This window comes from Cobetia sp. L2A1, from assembly GCF_009796845.1.
GTDB lineage: Bacteria > Pseudomonadota > Gammaproteobacteria > Pseudomonadales > Halomonadaceae > Cobetia.
Genome location: NZ_CP047025.1, coordinates 710,460 through 727,950, shown reverse-complemented (window position 1 = coordinate 727,950; position 17,491 = coordinate 710,460). Strand labels below are relative to the sequence as shown.

Here is a 17,491-nt window from a genome sequence, read left to right as displayed (position 1 = left end):
GGTTTCCCTTGGCGCGACTGACTCAATCAGTACTTCACCCCTTGCGAGACACCTCCTGCATGGCCCATTTCAACCGACACCCCATCACGCCATGGCTACTGATGGCGCCTCAGCTGATCATCGTCGGCGTGTTCTTCTTCTGGCCAGCCTTTCAGGCCGTCGAACAGGCTTTCTACATCGAGGATGCTTTCGGGCTATCTCGTGAATTCACCGGATTCACCAACTTCATCAACGTGCTGAGCGAACCGGAATACTTCGAGACCTTATGGACCACGATGGTCTTTTCCTTCTCGGTAGCAGTGGGCGCCATGGCGCTTGCGTTGGGACTGGCCGTGCTCGCGGATCGCGTGATTCGTGGAGCCAACATCTACAAGACCTTCCTGATCTGGCCCTATGCCGTCGCGCCCGCCGTGGCGGGTGTGTTGTGGCTATTCCTGTTTGATCCGACGCTGGGCATCCTGCCAGAGCTACTGTCCGCCATCGGCGTCAACTGGAATCACAACCTCAATGGCAATCAAGCACTGCTACTGGTTGTGCTGGCGTCGATCTGGAAGCAGATGAGCTACAACTTCGTGTTCTTTCTCGCCGGACTACAGGCCATTCCCAAGAGCCTATTGGAAGCTGCCGCGATGGACCGCGCCGGCCCGTGGCGCCGCTTCTGGACCATCACCTTTCCGCTACTCTCGCCGACCAGCTTTTTCCTGCTGGTGATGAATGTCGTCTACGCCTTCTTCGAGACTTTCGGCACCATTGATGCCACCACGTCCGGTGGCCCGGGCGGATCGACGCGTACGCTGGTCTACAAGGTCTATGAGGATGGGTTCGTCGGGCAGGACCTGGGTTCGAGTGCCGCCCAATCGGTGCTGTTGATGGTGATCGTCGGCGTGCTGACGCTGATCCAGTTCAAGTATGTCGAGAAGAAGGTGCAGTACTGATGCGCTACAACCGTCCAGGGCTTGATATCGCAAGCCACATACTGCTGATCATCGGCTGTGCACTATTCTTCCTGCCAGTGTGGATCGCTTTCAGCGCCAGTACCCATGAGATGGGGGATCTGTATTCCAACGTGGCGCCGGTCTGGATTGGCGAGGCAGGGCTCGACAACTACCGCCATCTGTTGAAAGACCCTGTCAGCAGCCTGGGCGCTGATGTCATGACGCTACTGTTCAACTCGATGGTCATGGCGCTGGGCATCGCCATCGGCAAGATCATCATCTCGGTAATGGCCGCCTACGCCATCGTGTTTTTCGAGTTCCGCTTTCGCAAGCTGTGCTTCTGGCTGATTTTCATCACCCTGATGCTGCCGGTAGAAGTGCGCATTCTGCCGACCTTCAAGGTGGTCGCCGACCTCAACATGCTCGACAGCTACGCAGGACTCATTCTGCCGCTGATCGCCAGTGCCACCGCTACCTTCCTGCTGCGTCAGTTCTATCTGACCATCCCGGCAGAGCTGGTCGAGGCTGCGCGCATTGATGGCGCCGGGCCATGGCGCTTCCTCAAGGACATTCTGCTGCCACTGTCGAAGACCAATATCGCGGCGCTGTTCGTGATCATGTTCATCTACGGCTGGAATCAGTATCTGTGGCCGCTGTTGATCACCACCGATGCCGACTATCTGACTATCGTCGTCAGTCTCAAGCGCATGTTGACCAGTGGCGATGGTCTGGTGCCGTGGCAGGACGTGACCGCCACGACCCTGCTGGCCATGGGACCACCGGTACTGGTGATCCTGTTCATGCAGCGCTACTTCATCAAGGGGCTGGTCGATACCGAGAAATGACGCTCGCTGCGTCTTCTCGCTTCTCATCACTGGGCATCGACGCCTGGCACACGCTTTCCTGATTCCGTCCCGTCGTGATGAGCCTTCAATTTCCGATCACGGCATCGCTTGTGGATACTTCATCTCATGGCAACACTTGCTCTCAAACAGCTCAAGAAGCAGTACCCCAATGGTTACAAGGCCCTGCATGGCATCGATCTGGAGTTTGGTGAAGGCGAGCTGATCGTCATCGTCGGGCCCTCCGGCTGTGGCAAGTCCACTCTGCTGCGCACGCTGGCCGGTCTTGAAGACATCTCCGAAGGCGATCTCGAGATCAACGGCAAGCGTGTCAATGATCTCGAGCCAGCCGAGCGCGACATCGCGATGGTGTTCCAGAATTACGCGCTCTATCCGCACATGAGCGTGTTCGACAATATGGCCTATGGCCTACGCAATCGCCGTACACCCAAGGACGAGATCCAAACCCGCGTCAGTGAAACCGCCGAACTACTGGGCCTGACTGAATTGCTCGATCGTCGTCCCAAGCAACTCTCCGGCGGGCAGCGTCAGCGGGTGGCCATGGGCCGTGCCATCGTGCGCAAGCCACAGGTCTTCCTCTTCGATGAGCCGCTCTCGAACCTGGATGCCAAGCTGCGCGTGCAGATGCGCCTCGAGATCCGGCGTCTGCAGAAGCGCCTCAAGGTCACCTCGGTCTATGTGACGCACGATCAAACCGAAGCCATGACACTGGCAGACCGCCTCGTGGTGATGAATGGTGGCCGTGTCGAGCAGTTCGGCACGCCGATGGCGCTATATGACAAGCCTGCCAGCAAGTTTGTCGCCGGCTTCATTGGCTCACCGTCCATGAACTTCCTCGACGCCACACTCGAAGGCGCTGAAGGCAATGGACAAGGCTCGACGCTCGTCCTTCCCTGCGGAGCACGTTTGACACTGGAGCCGGCGGATACTGCGGTCATCGGTACTATCATCAATACTGTCATCAATACTGACATCGATGCTGTCACCAACAATACGCTGACCCTAGGTATCCGCCCTGAGCACCTTGATGTACTGGAAGCCGATAGCCCGCTACCCGAAGGAGCTGCCGAGCTGAGCGTGCAGGTGGAGCTGGTAGAGCCACTCGGTGCCGATACCCTCGCTTACTGCCGCCTGGCCGGTCAGACCGAACCATTGGTGGTACGTCTGGATGGCGAACATGTCGTAGCGGAAGATCAACAACTTCGGCTAGCGATCAGTCCCGCCCGTGCCCATCTGTTTGGCACTGATGGCAGGCGACTGGCGACGCGTTACTGAACGAACTGACATGAGCACCCAGCACTGCACATTTCACGATTGGTCATCGAAATCAGTTGCCCCCATAGCGTCATCATTGGATGGTAATACTGCAGAAGGGCCTGCGTAGTCGACGCGGGCCTAAGCCACGAATACGTGAGGATCACCGATGTCATCATCGTTATTGCCTGCTTCTGATGCCCTCTCTCTACCGCTTGCAATCGCGCATCGCGGACTGTCTGCCTATGCCCCTGAAAATACACTCGCGGCCGCACGTGCAGCGCATGAGGCCGGATACAGCTGGATAGAGCTGGATGTCCAGCTGCTGGGTGATGGCACTCCTGTCATCTGGCATGATGCCAGCGTCAATCGCTGCTCCAGTGGACGTGGGCGTCTCAAGAATCTTGATCTAGCCACTGCACAGGCATTGGATGTCGGCAGCTGGTTCAATACCTGCTTCGCTGATGAGCGCATGGCCACACTCGACGATATGCTGGCGTTACTCTCACGCCTCGACATGGGGCTGAATCTCGAGCTCAAGCTCAGCCCCGGACATGATGTGCAAGCATTGGTTGATGCCGTCATTCCCATGGCCGTCTCACGCCTGCCAGCCGAACGGCTGATCATTTCCTCCTTCGACCCGCAGGCATTACGCCTGACACGCCGTCGGGATGCAGACGTCAATATCGGCCTGCTCTACGACGACATTCCCCAGGACTGGCTAGCGCTGGCCGATGAACTTTCCGCTGTCACGGTACATGCCGACTGGCGTGCACTGACTCGCGTCGTCGCCAGTGATGTCACCGTCAGTGGCCGCAAGCTACTTTGCTATACGCCCAATGATGCCGCTGCCTTTGCGCCACGCTGGGCTTGGGGCGTCAATGCAGTGATCAGTGATGACCCGGGCATCTTCAGCGAGGAAGATCACTCAACCACCAGCCCTGTTGCGCAGTCCTCATGTTGAGGTCGCCATGAACCAGAATAGTGAAATCAATCACAAGAACGCCGAGAAAAAAGGCGCTGGAAATCAGATCACTGACACCCTGACCCCACGCCAGCAGCAGATTCTCGAGCAGCTAGTGCGCGAAGGGCAGCTGGCGGTAGAGCCACTGGCAGCGCATTATTCCGTCACGCCGCAGACCATCAGGCGTGATCTCGGCGTTCTGTGTGAACACGGGTTGGCGCGCCGTCGTCATGGTGGGATAGAACGTCCTTCGGGCGGTCATAATCTCGTGCACTCCCGGCGCAGCATCATGGCGCGCTCTGCCAAGCAGAAGATGGCAGCCATAGTGGTAGATGAGATTCCCGATGGAGCCTCACTGGCCCTCGGTATTGGCACCAGTGTGGTCGCTGTCGCAGAGGCGCTGATTGCGCGGCGTGGCCTTCGGGTCATCACCAACAATCTGCAGGTCGCGCAGGTGTTGTCCAACCACCCCGATATCGCCGTACAACTAGCCGAAGGACGATTACGACCGCAGGATCTAGATGTGGTCGGCAGCGCCACCGTGGCGTTCTTCACGCGTCATCAAGTGGATATTGCCGTGCTGGGCTGTGGAGGGTTGGATACCGGTGGATTGTTGGATTTCGACCCTGAAGAGGCAGCAGTCAGCCGTGCCCTGCTCGATCATGCACAACGACGAATTCTGGTCGTGGATGCGAGCAAATGGGGACGTGCCGCCATGTGCCGCATTGGCACACTCACCGATATCGATTTGCTGGTCACTGACGAGCCGCCGCATCGTGCAGACTATCGCACTGCACTGAATGCAGCGGGCAAGCACTCCCTGCAGGTCAGATTTACCGCCTGAGCCGTTATTGAATGAGATGACTCACTGCGCATTTCGTCACTCGTCGCCCACAAGGATGGCCGGAATCACCATGCAAGCCTTCGCTCATTGCCCTGTCAGCACTCTGTCAGGTGTTCGCTATCTGTTGACTGACATTGACGACACTCTCACGCGAGAAGGTCGCTTGAATGCCTCAACGCTGGCAGCGCTGGAGCGCCTTGCCGCTGCCGACATCAAGGTCATTCCGGTGACAGGCGGTTGCGCTGGCTGGTGTGATCACATTGCACGCGCCTGGCCGGTAGCAGCCGTGATCGGCGAGAACGGCGCTTTTGCCTTTCAGCTGCAAGGGCAGCGCATTCTCACGACCTGGTGGGAAGATGAATCACGCCTGCGCGCGCGTCAGCGCCACGTGATGACAATCGCGCGTCAGCTGCTGCTCAATCATCCACAGGCGGCACTCGCACAAGATCAACCCTTCCGCTTTGCCGACGTCGCGGTGGACCACTGCCAGGCCGTGACACCGCTATCCCAGCAGGAGATACAAGCCATCATTACCGGGTTCACCGCTGCCGGCATCCAGGCACGTGCCAGCTCCATTCACATCAATGCCTGGCAGGGTGAATTCGACAAGGCCCGCATGGCGGTGCGTGTGCTGACCGAGACCTTCGGGCTTGATCGCATGCAGCTGGAGAACGAGGTGATGTATGTCGGCGATGCACCGAATGATGCACCGATGTTTGCCACCTTCCGTCATACGGCGGGTGTCGCCAATATTCTCAAGCATCGGGCCACACTCGGCTGGGAGCCCACTTGGCTAACCCGTCATAGCCACGGGGCAGGCGTCGAAGAAATTGCCGACGCGCTGCTGGCAGCGCGCAACAGCATCTGACCTCAAAAACTTGCACCTCTGAACACAATTACTAACAGTAATGCATTAAAAAGCCCGTTACGACATGCCGTAACGGGCTTTTGTTATCATAAGGATAACAATTTACACTTCATCATGATGGCATGATATCAGAAGAACAACTGCTTCAGCCCCATCCCCGGATCATCAAAGCGCATGCAAGCCTCGCCGACCAGAAACCCATGCACCCCGCGAGCACGCATCTTCGCGACATCATCACGGGTATGAATACCAGACTCGGTCACGACGCGCACATCGTCCGGCATGTTCGCCAGCAGATCAAGCGTGGTATCCAGCGATGTCTCGAAAGTACGCAAATCACGGTTGTTGATGCCGACCAATTCGATACCCAGCGCCAGTGCGTGGGCTAGCTCATCCACATCATGCACTTCGACCAGCACATCCATTCCCAGCTCACGCGCCTGTGCGTATAGCGCTCCCAAGGTGGCATCGTCCAATGCTGCAACGATCAACAGGATGCAATCGGCGCCAATGGCACGTGCCTCAAGCACCTGATACGGATGAATGATGAAGTCCTTGCGGATCACCGGAATCGAAACGGCGTCGCGCGCCTCGATCATGAAGTCTTCGTGACCCTGAAAGAAATCGGCATCGGTGAGCACGGACAGACAAGCCGCGCCTGCCCGCTCATAGGCGACGGCAATCTCAGCCGGCATGAAGTCTTCGCGAATCACACCCTTGGATGGCGAGGCTTTCTTGACCTCGGCGATGATCGCCGGCTCACCACGATCGATCCGTGACGTCAGTGCTTCAATGAAGCCGCGCGGCGCACTCTGCTTTTCGATCAAGTCATGAAGGTCCGCCTCCCCCACGGCAGCGCTACGCTCGGCAATCTCTTCTTCCTTGCGCGCAAGAATCTTGGCCAGGATAGTCGGCAGTGCCTTGTCGTTAGCACTTGTCAGCGTATCGGTACTCATCAGTGGGAAGCTCCTTCACTATTGACCTGGGCGAACACGCGCGTGAAATCGGCCAACTCCTTCATCTTTTCAAACGGCAGCTTGCTGGCCTGCACGTCCTCGGCAATATTGACGCCTTCCTTCAAACTGTCGGCGATACCGGCGACATACAGCGCCGCACCCGCATTGAGTGCCACGATGTCACTGGCAGGCCCCTCCACACCCTTGAGCGCCTGCTGAACCAGCGTAAGGCTCTCAGCAGAGGTGTGCACGGCCAGCGAACCAAGTGACTGACGCGCGATCCCGAAGTCTTCCGGCGCGATGCGATACTCGATGATCTCACCATCCTTGAGCTCATTGACCAGTGTCGGTGCGGCCAGCGAAATCTCATCCAACCCATCATCGCTGTGTACCACCAACGCGTGCTCGGCCCCGAGACGCTTGAGCGCTTCAGCCATCAGCGGCACCAGTGCGGCGTCATATACGCCGAGCACCTGACGGGTAGCCCCCGCAGGATTGGTCAACGGGCCAAGAATGTTGAACACCGTACGCACACCCAGCTCACGCCGTGGACCAATGACGTGACGCATCGCAGCATGGTGATTCGGTGCGAACATGAAGCCGACACCGATATCATCGATGCAACGCCCCACCTGCACTGCATTCAACGCGAGATTGATACCAGCGGCTTCGAGCAGGTCTGCACTGCCAGAAGAGGAAGAGACACTGCGATTGCCATGCTTGGCGACATGACCGCCCGCTGCTGCCACCACGAAACTCGCCGCGGTGGAGACATTGAACAGATTGGCACCATCACCGCCGGTACCCACGATATCCACGGCATCGGTGGCGCGCACAGTCACGCGCGTCATCAGCTCACGCATCACCTGCGCGGCAGCCGCTATCTCATCGACCGTCTCACCCTTCATCGACAATGCCATCAATAGCGCCCCTATCTGCGCCTGAGTCGCCTCGCCCGTCATGATGGCCATCATCACCGCATGGGTATCGTCGTAGCTCAGGTGTTGGTGGCGCATCACTGCGCCAATCGCCTCTCGCATCTGCATGTTCAATCTCTCCATAAGCGCTATGCCGCCAACGCCAAACCGTCAGCACTGACGCATGACAATAAAAATGACCAGCGAGCTTCTGCAATGACAGCAACGAATCAAGCGTGCTTAACACCCACGCCGCGCTTTAGATAGTTAGCCAAAAGCTCATGACCCTGCAAAGTGAGAATTGACTCAGGGTGGAATTGGACACCTTCGACATCAAGCTCGCGATGACGCAGACCCATGATCAGCTGCGGTGTCACATCGTCATCATCCGTCCAGCTGGTGACTTCCAGTACTTCCGGCAAGCTGTCACGATCCACAACCAGTGAATGATAGCGAGTCACTTCCAGCGGCTCAGAAAGTGCAGCGAAGACACCACTATTGTTATGACGCACGGCAGAGGTCTTGCCGTGCATGACCTTCGGCGCACGCACCACCTTGCCACCATAAACCTGACCGATGGCCTGATGGCCAAGGCAGACACCCAGGATCGGTAGCTTGCCAGCAAAGTGGCGAATGACGTCCATCGTGATGCCGGCTTCATTGGGCGTACACGGCCCGGGGCCCAGCACAAGATGCGTCGGTGCGAGCGTCTCGATATCGTCAAGCGTCAGCGCGTCGTTGCGCACCGTCAGCACCTCAGCCCCCAGCTCACTCAGATACTGGACGATGTTGTAGGTGAAACTATCGAAATTATCGATCATCAGCACGCGTGGGGTGCTGGCATCCTGAGCAGTAAATGCTTGCATGGTTCGTGTCCATTGTCGGGAACAAGTCAGAAGGTAAATGAACACCTGACTGCCTGCACTCCTGTGATTCGCGCCTGCCGTCCAGTAACAAAAATGCCGCCCTGGTCGGCGGCATCTTCGTGGTCGTACGTCCTCAAACTTCAGACATGCGAAAGCCGCCCCCTTGTCAGGAGCGCCACCACTGCAGGCTGAGTTCGTTCGGGGTGCGTATTGTCATGTTCTCAATAGTGCTTCGCGCTGACAGGGGTGTCAATCGCAGGAAGGGCAATCACATGCCCACTCCTGCGATCAGCTTACGAGGAATGACTTCAGTCCAGATTATCCAGACCACGCTCGGCCATCGCGACAGCGCGGAACAATGCCCGGCCCTTGTTGAGCGTTTCATCCCACTCGGACTGCGGCACGGAATCAGCCACGATGCCGGCGCCCGCCTGTACGTGCAGTACCTTGTCCTTGAGCACTGCGGTACGAATCGCGATCGCGGTATCCATGTTGCCGTGCCAGGACAGATAACCGACTGCACCGGAGTAGATGCCACGCTTGACCGGCTCCAGCTCATCGATGATTTCCATCGCGCGAATCTTCGGCGCGCCGGAAAGCGTCCCCGCCGGGAAAGTCGCTCGCAGCACATCCATCGGCCCCAGGCCTTCCTTCAACTTGCCGGTGACGTTGGAGACAATGTGCATGACGTGGGAATAACGCTCCACCGCCATCTGGTCTGTCACCTTGACGGTACCGGTCTGACTGATGCGACCAACATCGTTACGCCCCAGATCGATCAGCATCAGATGTTCGGCGACTTCCTTCGGGTCCGACAGCAGATCCTTTTCCAGCGCGAGATCTTCCTCTTCCGTGGCGCCACGCACACGTGTTCCCGCAATCGGACGGACAGCGACTTCACCGTCTTCAAGACGCGAGAGGATCTCCGGCGACGAGCCGATGACATGGTGGTCATCAAGATTGAAGAAGAACATGTACGGCGACGGATTCAAGCTACGCAGCGCGCGATACAGATCCAATGGCGCTGCGCGATAGGGAATCGACATCCGTTGGGACGGCACGCACTGCATGACGTCACCGGCCAGCACGTATTCCTTGATCTTCTCGACGGCACCCTTGAAGCCTTCCTCGGTGAAACCGGAGGTGAAGTCCGTCTCCTTGACCGGCTCGCCGCCCGTTCCTGGACTTACCGTATTCAGCGTTGCACTACGCAGCTGGATCTCGAGACGTTCAAGACGCCCACAGGCATTCACGTAGGCATCGTCAGTCGCGGGGTCAGCGTGGGTCAGCAGGGTGAGGCGTCCGGAGAGATTGTCGAAGACGACCAACTCATCCGCCACCATCAACAGGATATCCGGCACGCCCAGAGGATCAGGCTTCACGACACCGCGCAGCTTCGGCTCGATATAGCGCACCGTGTCATAGCCGAAATAACCGACCAGGCCGCCATTGAAGCGCGGTGCTCCTTCGATGACAGGCACACGAAAACGGGTCTGGAATGTCTCGATCCAGTCCAGCGGATCTTCTACCTCAGTCATGCCGGTCTGTTCGCCATTGACCAGGTGCGAGACAACCTGACCACGCACTTCGATACGTTCACGACACGGCAGGCCAATGATGGAATAGCGTCCCCACTTCTCCCCCCCTTGCACGGACTCCAGCAAGAACGTCCACGGCATGTCGGCGAGCTTGAGATAGGTCGACAGCGGCGTGTCGAGATCCGCCAGCACGTCACGAGTGACGGGGATGCGGTTATAGCCGGCAGCGGCCAGTTCAGTGAAGCGTTGTGGGGTCATCATGACCTGCTGTTCCTTGCACGGGGGATGCTTTGTCAGCACGCGGCCGACGTGTATTTTCAGGCAAGTCTATCATTGCCGACGAGTGGCAGCAGCGCTCTGACGAGGCAATAGCGTACCGCGTGACCTATCAGTGGACAGCCACCAACGCGTCGAGTGATTCAACCAGATAATCCGGCTGGCTGGCAGAGATCGGATCACCATGGTTATAGCCATAAGGAACGGCCAACGTGCGGAAGCCCGCTGCCTTGCCGGCTGCGATATCGTGACGAGAATCACCTACCATCAATGCCTGATTCGGTGATACGCCCAAACGCTCAGCAGCGAACAAAAGCGGTGCAGGGTCTGGCTTGCATGTCGACAGGGAGTCACCACCCAGTGCCAGCACAAAATGCTCCGCCAGCGAGAAGTGCGCTAGCAAAGGCTCAATGAAGGCTTCTGGCTTGTTTGTGATCAGCACCAGTGACACACCCGCGCGGCACAAGCCATCCAGGCATTCACGCACGCCGGGATACAGCCGTGTTCGACTGCTGGGGTCTGCTGCGTAATGGGCCAGGAAGGCATGATGTGTGCGTTCGACCATGTCGATATCATCGATTTTCCGTCCATGCGCCTCCAGCGCTCGCTCGACCAGCACGCGCGAGCCATTGCCGACGAAGTCACGCACGCGTGCCTCACCCAATGCCGACAATCCTTCATCTTCAAGCATCAGATCGATGGCATGAGCAAGGTCCGGCACGGAGTCGATCAAGGTACCGTCGAGATCAAAAGCAATCAGCGCAATCCCCTTCAGTGCAGGATGGCTGAGTCCATGGGCGTTCTGAGAAGCCGCCATGGGGCTATCTTCGGTGGTATCGGACATGAAAATTCCTGTGATGTCATCGCCATGAGAGCACGAGACGTGAGTGAGCCTATCCGTGCAACTCGGTGTTTCTCAACTTTCGTTGGAAAATTTCGTATAAAAACTACATTACTGAGTGTAGCCACTATTAGCATGCCACCCAGAGCGTTACCATAGCGCCATTCAGTCGACCGTCCTCCGGGTGTGGCGCCAGTGACATCGAGAAACCGCGCAGCCCGACGCTCCGGCGACAGCCAGATTTGTCTGTCCTTTTCGATCTTGTCATTTTCAGGAGCTATTCATGGCTATTCCTCGCATCGTTGTTGTCGGCGGTGGCGCTGGCGGGCTAGAACTTGTCACCAAGCTTGGCCACAAGCTGGGCCGCAAGAAGAAAGCCGAAATCATCCTCATTGATCGCAATTCCACGCACATATGGAAGCCACTGCTGCACGAAGTGGCGACCGGCGTGCTGGATTCCGGTCTTGATGAGGTGTCTTATCAGGGACACTCCAAGACCCACGGTTACAAATTCCAGCGTGGCACTCTGGAAAGCCTCGAGCGGGAAGAGAAGCAGCTGACACTGGCTGCCATTCATGATGCAAAAGGCACCGTGCTGCTACCCGCCCGTCAGCTCAGCTATGACTATCTCGTGCTCTCGCTGGGCAGCGTCTCCAACGACTTCGGCACCGAAGGCGTGGCCGAACACTGTCACTTCCTCGACAGCCCGCAGCAGGCGGAGAAGTTCCGCCGCGACATGCTCGATACCTTCCTGCGGTTCAGCGCCAATGGCGACAAGTGTGAGCGCCAGCAGCTCAACGTCGCCATCATTGGCGCGGGCGCCACGGGTGTGGAGCTGTCAGCCGAGCTCTTCGATGCCTCCAAGATGCTGCACAGCTATGGCTTCTCTTCCCTGGAAGACCGTCAGGTAAAAGTGCACCTGATAGAAGCTGCTCCGCGCATCCTGCCGGCGCTACCGGAACGTATCGGCAAGCCGGTTGCCAAGGAGCTGTGCAAGCTGGGCGTCGATATTCACATCGATACCCGCGTGATCTGCGCCGACTCACGCGGTATCACTACTGCCGATGGCACGCTGATCGAGGCTGATCTCAGCGTGTGGGCTGCCGGTATTCGTGCGCCGTCGTTCCTCTCGGAGCTGGGTCTTTCCACCGAACGCAATCATCAGGTCAAGGTACATCAGACCATGCAGAGCATTGATGACGAGTTCATCTTCGCACTTGGTGATTGCGCCAGCTGCCCTCAGCCGGACGACAAGCGTGTTCCGCCACGTGCTCAGGCCGCACACCAGCAAGCAACACTGATGGTCAAGAACCTGCGGGCTGCACTGGACGGCAAGCCGTTGAAGGAATTCTTCTTCAAGGACTACGGTTCATTGATCTCGCTTGCACACTTCGACGCGGTCGGCTCGCTGATGCGTGGCGCCTCCGCTCGCTCACTGTTCATCGAGGGTCGCCTGGCCAAGTTCTTCTATGCCTCGCTATATCGCATGCACCAGATGGCGATTCATGGTGTGGTCAAGACAGTCATGACGGTCGTGGTCGATGGACTCAACCGCTACTTGCGTCCGAAGATGAAGCTGCATTGATCACTCGCCACACGTCAAACGTCTGACTCATCAGTGGTCAGAACGCAAAACGCCCCCAGCGAAACTCGCTGAGGGCGTTTTCATTTCAGGTACAGGCTCAAGTACAGACACTGACTGCTTTTTACAGCCCTCGCCCCGCTCACTCAAGCAAGCTATCCAGCCTCAATTCACCCGCTATCAACTGCCGCTTGGCGGTGACGCTGAGTTGCTTGACGCGATACTCAAGCTTGAGTGCTCGCGAGCGATCACCTACCGCCTGTTGATAACACAGTGTCAGTGGCCCTTTACCTCGTAGTGCACGTGCTCCCCGCTTGCCGGATTCATGCTCACCCAGCCGCCGAGTGACGTCAGTACTGATGCCGGTATACAAGCGTCCTTGCGCCGTCTGCAGCATATAAAGCGACCACTGACTGCCAACGACTTCCTTGTTCGTGGCCTGCTCGCTCACACTTTTATCAGCCACGCACACTGGCCAGCTCAGCACGCAACCTGGCCAGCACACTGTCATAACGATTGGCATCGTTGTCGCTACGCGCATTGAAGATAGCGGAACCTGCGACGAAGGTATCGGCGCCCGCACGGGCGATCTCGGCGATATTATCCACCTTCACGCCGCCATCGATCTCGAGACGGATATTGTAGCCAGAGGCATCGATACGACGACGCGCTTCACGCAGCTTGTCGAGCGTGCCCGGAATGAATGACTGGCCACCAAAGCCCGGATTGACGCTCATCAACAGAATCATGTCGACCTTGTCCATCACGTAATCGAGATAGGACAGCGGTGTGGCCGGATTGAAGACCAGGCCCGACTTGCAGCCTGCGTCGCGAATCAATTGCAAGGAACGATCAACGTGACCGGAGGCTTCCGGGTGGAAGGTGATGTAGCTGGCGCCCGCTTCCGCGAAATCACCGATCATGCGATCCACCGGCGTCACCATCAGGTGCGCGTCAATGTCGGCCGTGATGCCGTAATCACGCAATGCCTTGCACACCATTGGCCCGATGGTGAGATTGGGCACATAGTGATTGTCCATCACGTCGAAGTGGACGATGTCAGCACCAGAGGCGAGCACATCATCGACTTCCTGTCCCAGGCGGGCAAAATCAGCCGACAGGATAGACGGAGCAATCTTGAAGTCATTCGGCAGTAGATCAGACATGTCATCAGGCGCCAGCAGAAAGTGGAAAGGACATTTTACGCCACCCTCTCACAAAAAACAGGCAGGCTGTGAAGACATTGAAGCCGGTAAAAAGTGAGGACTTGGCGTCAATCAGGCAGTTCAGTATTGAAATTAATGTATTAGCATCTGATAGTTAAGCTATCCGCCGCGGGATGGACGCCGGCGCGATTCGATCATACGCAGGGTCGAAGCCTCACGATTGCCTTGCAGCGACTCCAATAACGATAAATGGAACGTACCCTACTCATGCTTGATATCTCTCTCGCAGGCCGCAAGCGCCTGAAGACACTGGCGGCGACCGTCCTGTTGCCGCTTGCCGGTCTATTGCCGACCGCCATTCCTGCCGCCTTCGCAGACACGTCCGCGATTCTGGAGGGCGAACGATTCCATCCGGTGGAAGGCAAGCATGGCATGGTCGCGACCAGCCACTATCTGGCCTCACAGGTCGCGCGCGATGTGCTGGCAGAAGGCGGTAATGCAGTGGATGCCGCCGTCGTGGCAGGCTTTGCCCTCGCCGTGACGCAACCGCGTTCCGGCAATATCGGCGGCGGTGGCTTCATGCTGGTCTCGGACGAGAAGACCGGCAAGGTGGTCGCCATCGACTATCGCGAAAAGGCACCGGCGGCGGCCAGCGAGGCGATGTTCCAGGATGAGAACGGTGAAGCCGTCTCCGAGTGGTCACGCTTCACACATCGTGCTGCTGGGGTACCCGGCACCGTGGCAGGGCTTGCCAAGGCACTCGAGGAATACGGCACACTGACGCTTGAACAGGCAATGGCACCGGCTATCAGGCTGGCCGAGGACGGCTTCGTGATTCCGGCACGCTTCGCCGAAGGCCTCACCGATGCCAAGGAGCGTCTCGCCAAGTGGGACAGTACTGCCAAGGTCTTCTACAAGCCGGATGGCAGCAACTATCAGGCAGGCGAGCTGTTCAAGCAGCCGGAACTGGCCGCCACGCTGAAGCGGATTGCCGCCGAGGGTCCGCGTGAGTTCTACGAAGGTGAGACCGCCAAGCTGATCGTCGCCGAGATGGACCGTCACGATGGCATCATGACGATGGATGATCTCAAGGCGTATCAGCCGGAAATCCGCGAGCCGGTCCACGGCACCTACCGCGGCTATGACATCTTCTCGATGAGCCCGCCCTCTTCCGGTGGCGCACACATCGTCCAGATACTCAACATGCTCGAAGGCGATGACATCAAGGCGATGGGCTTCAATTCCGCCGCCACCATCCATGTGATGGCCGAAGCCATGCGTCGCGCCTATGCAGACCGCTCCGAGTATCTGGGAGATACCGACTTCGTCGACGTGCCGTTGGCCGGCATCATCTCCAAGGACTACGCCAAGGAGCTGCGCGCCCAGTTCGATCTCAATAAGGCCACCCCCTCCAGTGAGGTCAAGCCCGGTAAACCGCAGCCTTATGAGTCCAATCAGACGACCCACTTCTCGATTGCCGATGGCAATGGCCTGGCGGTCTCAAACACCTACACCATCAACTTCAGCTACGGCTCCGGCATCGTGGTCGATGGGGCGGGCTTTTTGCTCAACAACGAGATGGATGATTTCTCCGCCAAGCCGGGCGTACCAAATGCCTACGGCTTGATCGGCGGCGTGGCCAACAAGATCGAGCCGGGCAAGCGCATGCTATCCTCGATGAGCCCGACCATCGTCAAGAAGGACGACAAGAACTTCCTCGTCACCGGTAGCCCGGGCGGCTCACGCATCATCACTACCACGCTGCAGGTGATCATGAACGTGATCGACCACGGCATGAACATCCAGTCAGCCGTCAGCGCGCCGCGCATCCACCATCAGTGGTTCCCGGATGAAATCCGGGTGGAAGCCGGCATCAGCCCGGACACCATTCGTCTGTTGGAAGCGATGGGCCACAAGGTGGTGACCCAGGACGCCATGGGCGCCATCCAGTCGGTGATGATCGACGATGGCACCTTCTATGGCGGTGCCGACCCGCGTCGTTCCACGTCATCAGCCATGGGGCTTTGAGTACCACATGAGGGATAAGCGGTAGAGGCAACCACTGCCGTGACCAGACGCGACCTTCAGCGACTGGTCAGACTGTACGTAACGGGCGACACTGCGGTGTCGCCCGTTTTCGTCTCGGCAAGGCCCGTCCTGCCTTGCCCGCCACCCTGCTGGTTTCACTGCCCTTGAAAGGTACTCACTTGTCTTCCTCGCCTTCTTCCGTCGTGTCTCCGATGTCTCGCTGGCGACAGCTTGCCAACCGTTATCCCGTGGCGCTCATCGCATTGGCCCAGCTCTTCGGGACCAGTCTCTGGTTCACTCCCAATGCCGTGCTGACTCCGATGCTGGAGAGCTGGCAGTTCAATGGCGACAGCGCAGCTGCCCTTGGCCAGCTGACGTCTTCGGTACAGGGTGGCTTTATCGTTGGCACGCTTGTGCTGGGACTGGCCGGACTGGCGGATCGCTTCGCGGCACGCCATCTCTTCATCGCTTCCTGCCTGTTGGGCGCCGTGACCAATCTGGCACTGCTGATCGCCCCCGAGCTCTTGAGTGCCTCGGCGCTGCGCGTATTGACCGGACTGGCACTGGCAGGCATCTATCCGGTCGGCTTGAAGCTGATGGTACAGACGGCGCCGGATCGCGCTGGCGCGGCGCTGGCCTGGTTGGTGGGCATGCTGGTATTGGGCACCGGATTGCCGCATGCCCTGGCAGCGCTGCAACAAGGTGGCAGCCTGTCGCTAGCTTGGGGCGCCGCCATCGGCATCGCCTCTGTATTGGCCGTGGCTGGTGCTGGACTGGTCGCGCTGTTGACAACACCGTCGGCTCATCAGATACAGACACGCCAACCACAGACTCCTCAGCCACAGGTAACATCGACCAACGCAGCACCTGCCAGTACTACCCTCTTTGCTCGGGCGACACGAGGCTTGGCGGCCTGGCAGCATCCGGGCTTCGTGCGTGGCGCGCTGGGCTACTTTGGCCACATGTGGGAGCTTTACACATTATGGGCACTGGTCCCCTTGTTACTCTCGCAAATGGCCAGTCTGAATGGCATGACACTCTCGCCTGCCCAGCTAGCGCTGCATAGCTTCGTGGTGATCGCGGTAGGTGCGCCAGGCTGTGTAGTCGGCGGCTGGTTGTCGCGCAGCCGTGGCAGTCTATGGGTCGCACGTCTGGGACTGGCAGGTTCCGTCGCACTCACGATGCTCTTCGTCTTCGCCATGCAGCAGGAAGCGGGATACGGAGTGCTTTTCCTTCTGCTATCACTCTGGAGTCTGCTGGCCGTCATCGATTCACCGCAGTTCTCGGCACTGGCCGCAGGCGGCACGCCAGTCGAGCTTCAGGCCAGTGCCCTCGCCCTGATGAATGCCTTCGGCTTCAGTCTGTCGCTGGTGTCCATCGCCCTACTCACTCCGCTGGTGGCCAGTCATGGCAGTCTGATGCTGTTGGCCATCCTGCCCGGACCATTGCTGGGACTGCTGGCATTGACGCGTCGAGTCGAGTGACAGGTACGAGCCCGAATTTCCACTTCGCTCGAGGCCCTGTCTGACCCTATACTCGCGCCATTCGTGGCATCCCCCCTTGATAACAGTGGGCCCTGGGCCCTGGAGCTCT

General features: G+C 58.4%; 16 protein-coding genes. 9 read left to right on the top strand and 7 right to left on the bottom strand.

The annotated features are described in order from the left end of the window. The first annotated feature begins 59 nt into the window (after positions 1–59). From ugpA to GQR90_RS03100, 6 genes are all read left to right on the top strand, one after another. Complete coding sequence (gene ugpA / locus GQR90_RS03125; RefSeq protein WP_158772842.1) at positions 60–935, top strand: sn-glycerol-3-phosphate ABC transporter permease UgpA; 876 nt, start codon at positions 60–62, stop codon at positions 933–935. Then, on the top strand, positions 935–1,780 hold the full coding sequence (gene ugpE / locus GQR90_RS03120) for a sn-glycerol-3-phosphate ABC transporter permease UgpE (RefSeq protein ID WP_158772841.1): 846 nt from the start codon (positions 935–937) through the stop codon (positions 1,778–1,780). The genes ugpA and ugpE overlap by 1 nt, the downstream gene beginning before the upstream one ends. Positions 1,781–1,906: 126 nt before the next feature. Then, entirely contained in the window at positions 1,907–3,073 is a 1,167-nt protein-coding gene (locus GQR90_RS03115; protein WP_158772840.1) for a sn-glycerol-3-phosphate import ATP-binding protein UgpC, read from the top strand. A gap of 148 nt (positions 3,074–3,221) precedes the next feature. Then, on the top strand, positions 3,222–4,016 hold the full coding sequence (locus tag GQR90_RS03110) for a glycerophosphodiester phosphodiesterase family protein (RefSeq protein ID WP_158772839.1): 795 nt from the start codon (positions 3,222–3,224) through the stop codon (positions 4,014–4,016). Positions 4,017–4,023: 7 nt separating this feature from the next. Further along, complete coding sequence (locus GQR90_RS03105) at positions 4,024–4,860, top strand: DeoR/GlpR family DNA-binding transcription regulator (protein WP_158772838.1); 837 nt, start codon at positions 4,024–4,026, stop codon at positions 4,858–4,860. A gap of 70 nt (positions 4,861–4,930) precedes the next feature. Next, positions 4,931–5,728: an HAD-IIB family hydrolase gene (locus GQR90_RS03100; protein WP_158772837.1), complete on the top strand. Its 798-nt coding sequence runs from the start codon at positions 4,931–4,933 to the stop codon at positions 5,726–5,728. Between the two features lie 128 nt (positions 5,729–5,856). Here GQR90_RS03100 and trpC read toward each other — a convergent pair whose 3' ends face one another. The 5 genes from trpC to GQR90_RS03075 form a co-directional block, all read right to left on the bottom strand. Beyond that, positions 5,857–6,684, bottom strand: coding sequence for an indole-3-glycerol phosphate synthase TrpC (gene trpC, locus GQR90_RS03095; RefSeq protein WP_158772836.1), 828 nt, complete (start codon positions 6,682–6,684; stop codon positions 5,857–5,859). Further along, on the bottom strand, positions 6,684–7,730 hold the full coding sequence (gene trpD, locus GQR90_RS03090) for an anthranilate phosphoribosyltransferase (RefSeq protein ID WP_158772835.1): 1,047 nt from the start codon (positions 7,728–7,730) through the stop codon (positions 6,684–6,686). Before trpD ends, trpC begins: the two co-directional genes overlap by 1 nt. A gap of 101 nt (positions 7,731–7,831) precedes the next feature. Then, positions 7,832–8,467 (bottom strand): anthranilate synthase component II, encoded by a 636-nt coding sequence (locus GQR90_RS03085; protein ID WP_233266413.1) that lies wholly within the window; start codon positions 8,465–8,467, stop codon positions 7,832–7,834. Positions 8,468–8,775: 308 nt separating this feature from the next. After that, positions 8,776–10,263, bottom strand: coding sequence for an anthranilate synthase component I (trpE, locus tag GQR90_RS03080; RefSeq protein ID WP_158775273.1), 1,488 nt, complete (start codon positions 10,261–10,263; stop codon positions 8,776–8,778). A 130-nt stretch (positions 10,264–10,393) separates the two neighbouring features. Beyond that, positions 10,394–11,125 carry a phosphoglycolate phosphatase gene (locus tag GQR90_RS03075; protein ID WP_233266412.1) on the bottom strand — a complete coding sequence of 244 codons (732 nt, stop codon included), beginning with the start codon at positions 11,123–11,125 and terminating at the stop codon, positions 10,394–10,396. A 280-nt stretch (positions 11,126–11,405) separates the two neighbouring features. Here GQR90_RS03075 and GQR90_RS03070 point away from each other — a divergent pair, with 280 nt between their 5' ends. Beyond that, positions 11,406–12,707 (top strand): NAD(P)/FAD-dependent oxidoreductase, encoded by a 1,302-nt coding sequence (locus tag GQR90_RS03070; RefSeq protein WP_158772834.1) that lies wholly within the window; start codon positions 11,406–11,408, stop codon positions 12,705–12,707. Positions 12,708–12,846: 139 nt separating this feature from the next. Here GQR90_RS03070 and GQR90_RS03065 read toward each other — a convergent pair whose 3' ends face one another. Next, on the bottom strand, positions 12,847–13,170 hold the full coding sequence (locus GQR90_RS03065) for a GIY-YIG nuclease family protein (RefSeq protein ID WP_325064287.1): 324 nt from the start codon (positions 13,168–13,170) through the stop codon (positions 12,847–12,849). Then, the gene (rpe, locus tag GQR90_RS03060) at positions 13,163–13,870 is read right to left on the bottom strand and encodes a ribulose-phosphate 3-epimerase (protein ID WP_158772832.1); all 708 of its coding nucleotides are present in this window, start codon (positions 13,868–13,870) and stop codon (positions 13,163–13,165) included. The genes GQR90_RS03065 and rpe overlap by 8 nt, the downstream gene beginning before the upstream one ends. Before the next feature lie 267 nt (positions 13,871–14,137). Between rpe and ggt the strand changes: the two genes are divergently transcribed. Both ggt and GQR90_RS03050 read left to right on the top strand, forming a co-directional pair. Beyond that, positions 14,138–15,898 (top strand): gamma-glutamyltransferase, encoded by a 1,761-nt coding sequence (gene ggt / locus GQR90_RS03055; RefSeq protein WP_158772831.1) that lies wholly within the window; start codon positions 14,138–14,140, stop codon positions 15,896–15,898. Positions 15,899–16,077: 179 nt separating this feature from the next. Continuing rightward, positions 16,078–17,382, top strand: coding sequence for an MFS transporter (locus GQR90_RS03050; RefSeq protein WP_233266411.1), 1,305 nt, complete (start codon positions 16,078–16,080; stop codon positions 17,380–17,382). The last annotated feature ends 109 nt before the right edge of the window (positions 17,383–17,491 follow it).

What these genes read in the sequence shown, in the direction of transcription:
- ugpA (WP_158772842.1), top strand. Translation starts at nt 60, where the DNA reads ATGGCCCATTTCAACCGACACCCCATCACGCCATGGCTACTGATGGCG.
- ugpE (WP_158772841.1), top strand. Translation starts at nt 935, where the DNA reads ATGCGCTACAACCGTCCAGGGCTTGATATCGCAAGCCACATACTGCTG.
- GQR90_RS03115 (WP_158772840.1), top strand. Translation starts at nt 1,907, where the DNA reads ATGGCAACACTTGCTCTCAAACAGCTCAAGAAGCAGTACCCCAATGGT.
- GQR90_RS03110 (WP_158772839.1), top strand. Translation starts at nt 3,222, where the DNA reads ATGTCATCATCGTTATTGCCTGCTTCTGATGCCCTCTCTCTACCGCTT.
- GQR90_RS03105 (WP_158772838.1), top strand. Translation starts at nt 4,024, where the DNA reads ATGAACCAGAATAGTGAAATCAATCACAAGAACGCCGAGAAAAAAGGC.
- GQR90_RS03100 (WP_158772837.1), top strand. Translation starts at nt 4,931, where the DNA reads ATGCAAGCCTTCGCTCATTGCCCTGTCAGCACTCTGTCAGGTGTTCGC.
- trpC (WP_158772836.1), bottom strand. Translation starts at nt 6,684, where the DNA reads ATGAGTACCGATACGCTGACAAGTGCTAACGACAAGGCACTGCCGACT.
- trpD (WP_158772835.1), bottom strand. Translation starts at nt 7,730, where the DNA reads ATGCAGATGCGAGAGGCGATTGGCGCAGTGATGCGCCACCAACACCTG.
- GQR90_RS03085 (WP_233266413.1), bottom strand. Translation starts at nt 8,467, where the DNA reads ATGCAAGCATTTACTGCTCAGGATGCCAGCACCCCACGCGTGCTGATG.
- trpE (WP_158775273.1), bottom strand. Translation starts at nt 10,263, where the DNA reads ATGACCCCACAACGCTTCACTGAACTGGCCGCTGCCGGCTATAACCGC.
- GQR90_RS03075 (WP_233266412.1), bottom strand. Translation starts at nt 11,125, where the DNA reads ATGTCCGATACCACCGAAGATAGCCCCATGGCGGCTTCTCAGAACGCC.
- GQR90_RS03070 (WP_158772834.1), top strand. Translation starts at nt 11,406, where the DNA reads ATGGCTATTCCTCGCATCGTTGTTGTCGGCGGTGGCGCTGGCGGGCTA.
- rpe (WP_158772832.1), bottom strand. Translation starts at nt 13,870, where the DNA reads ATGTCTGATCTACTGCCGAATGACTTCAAGATTGCTCCGTCTATCCTG.
- ggt (WP_158772831.1), top strand. Translation starts at nt 14,138, where the DNA reads ATGCTTGATATCTCTCTCGCAGGCCGCAAGCGCCTGAAGACACTGGCG.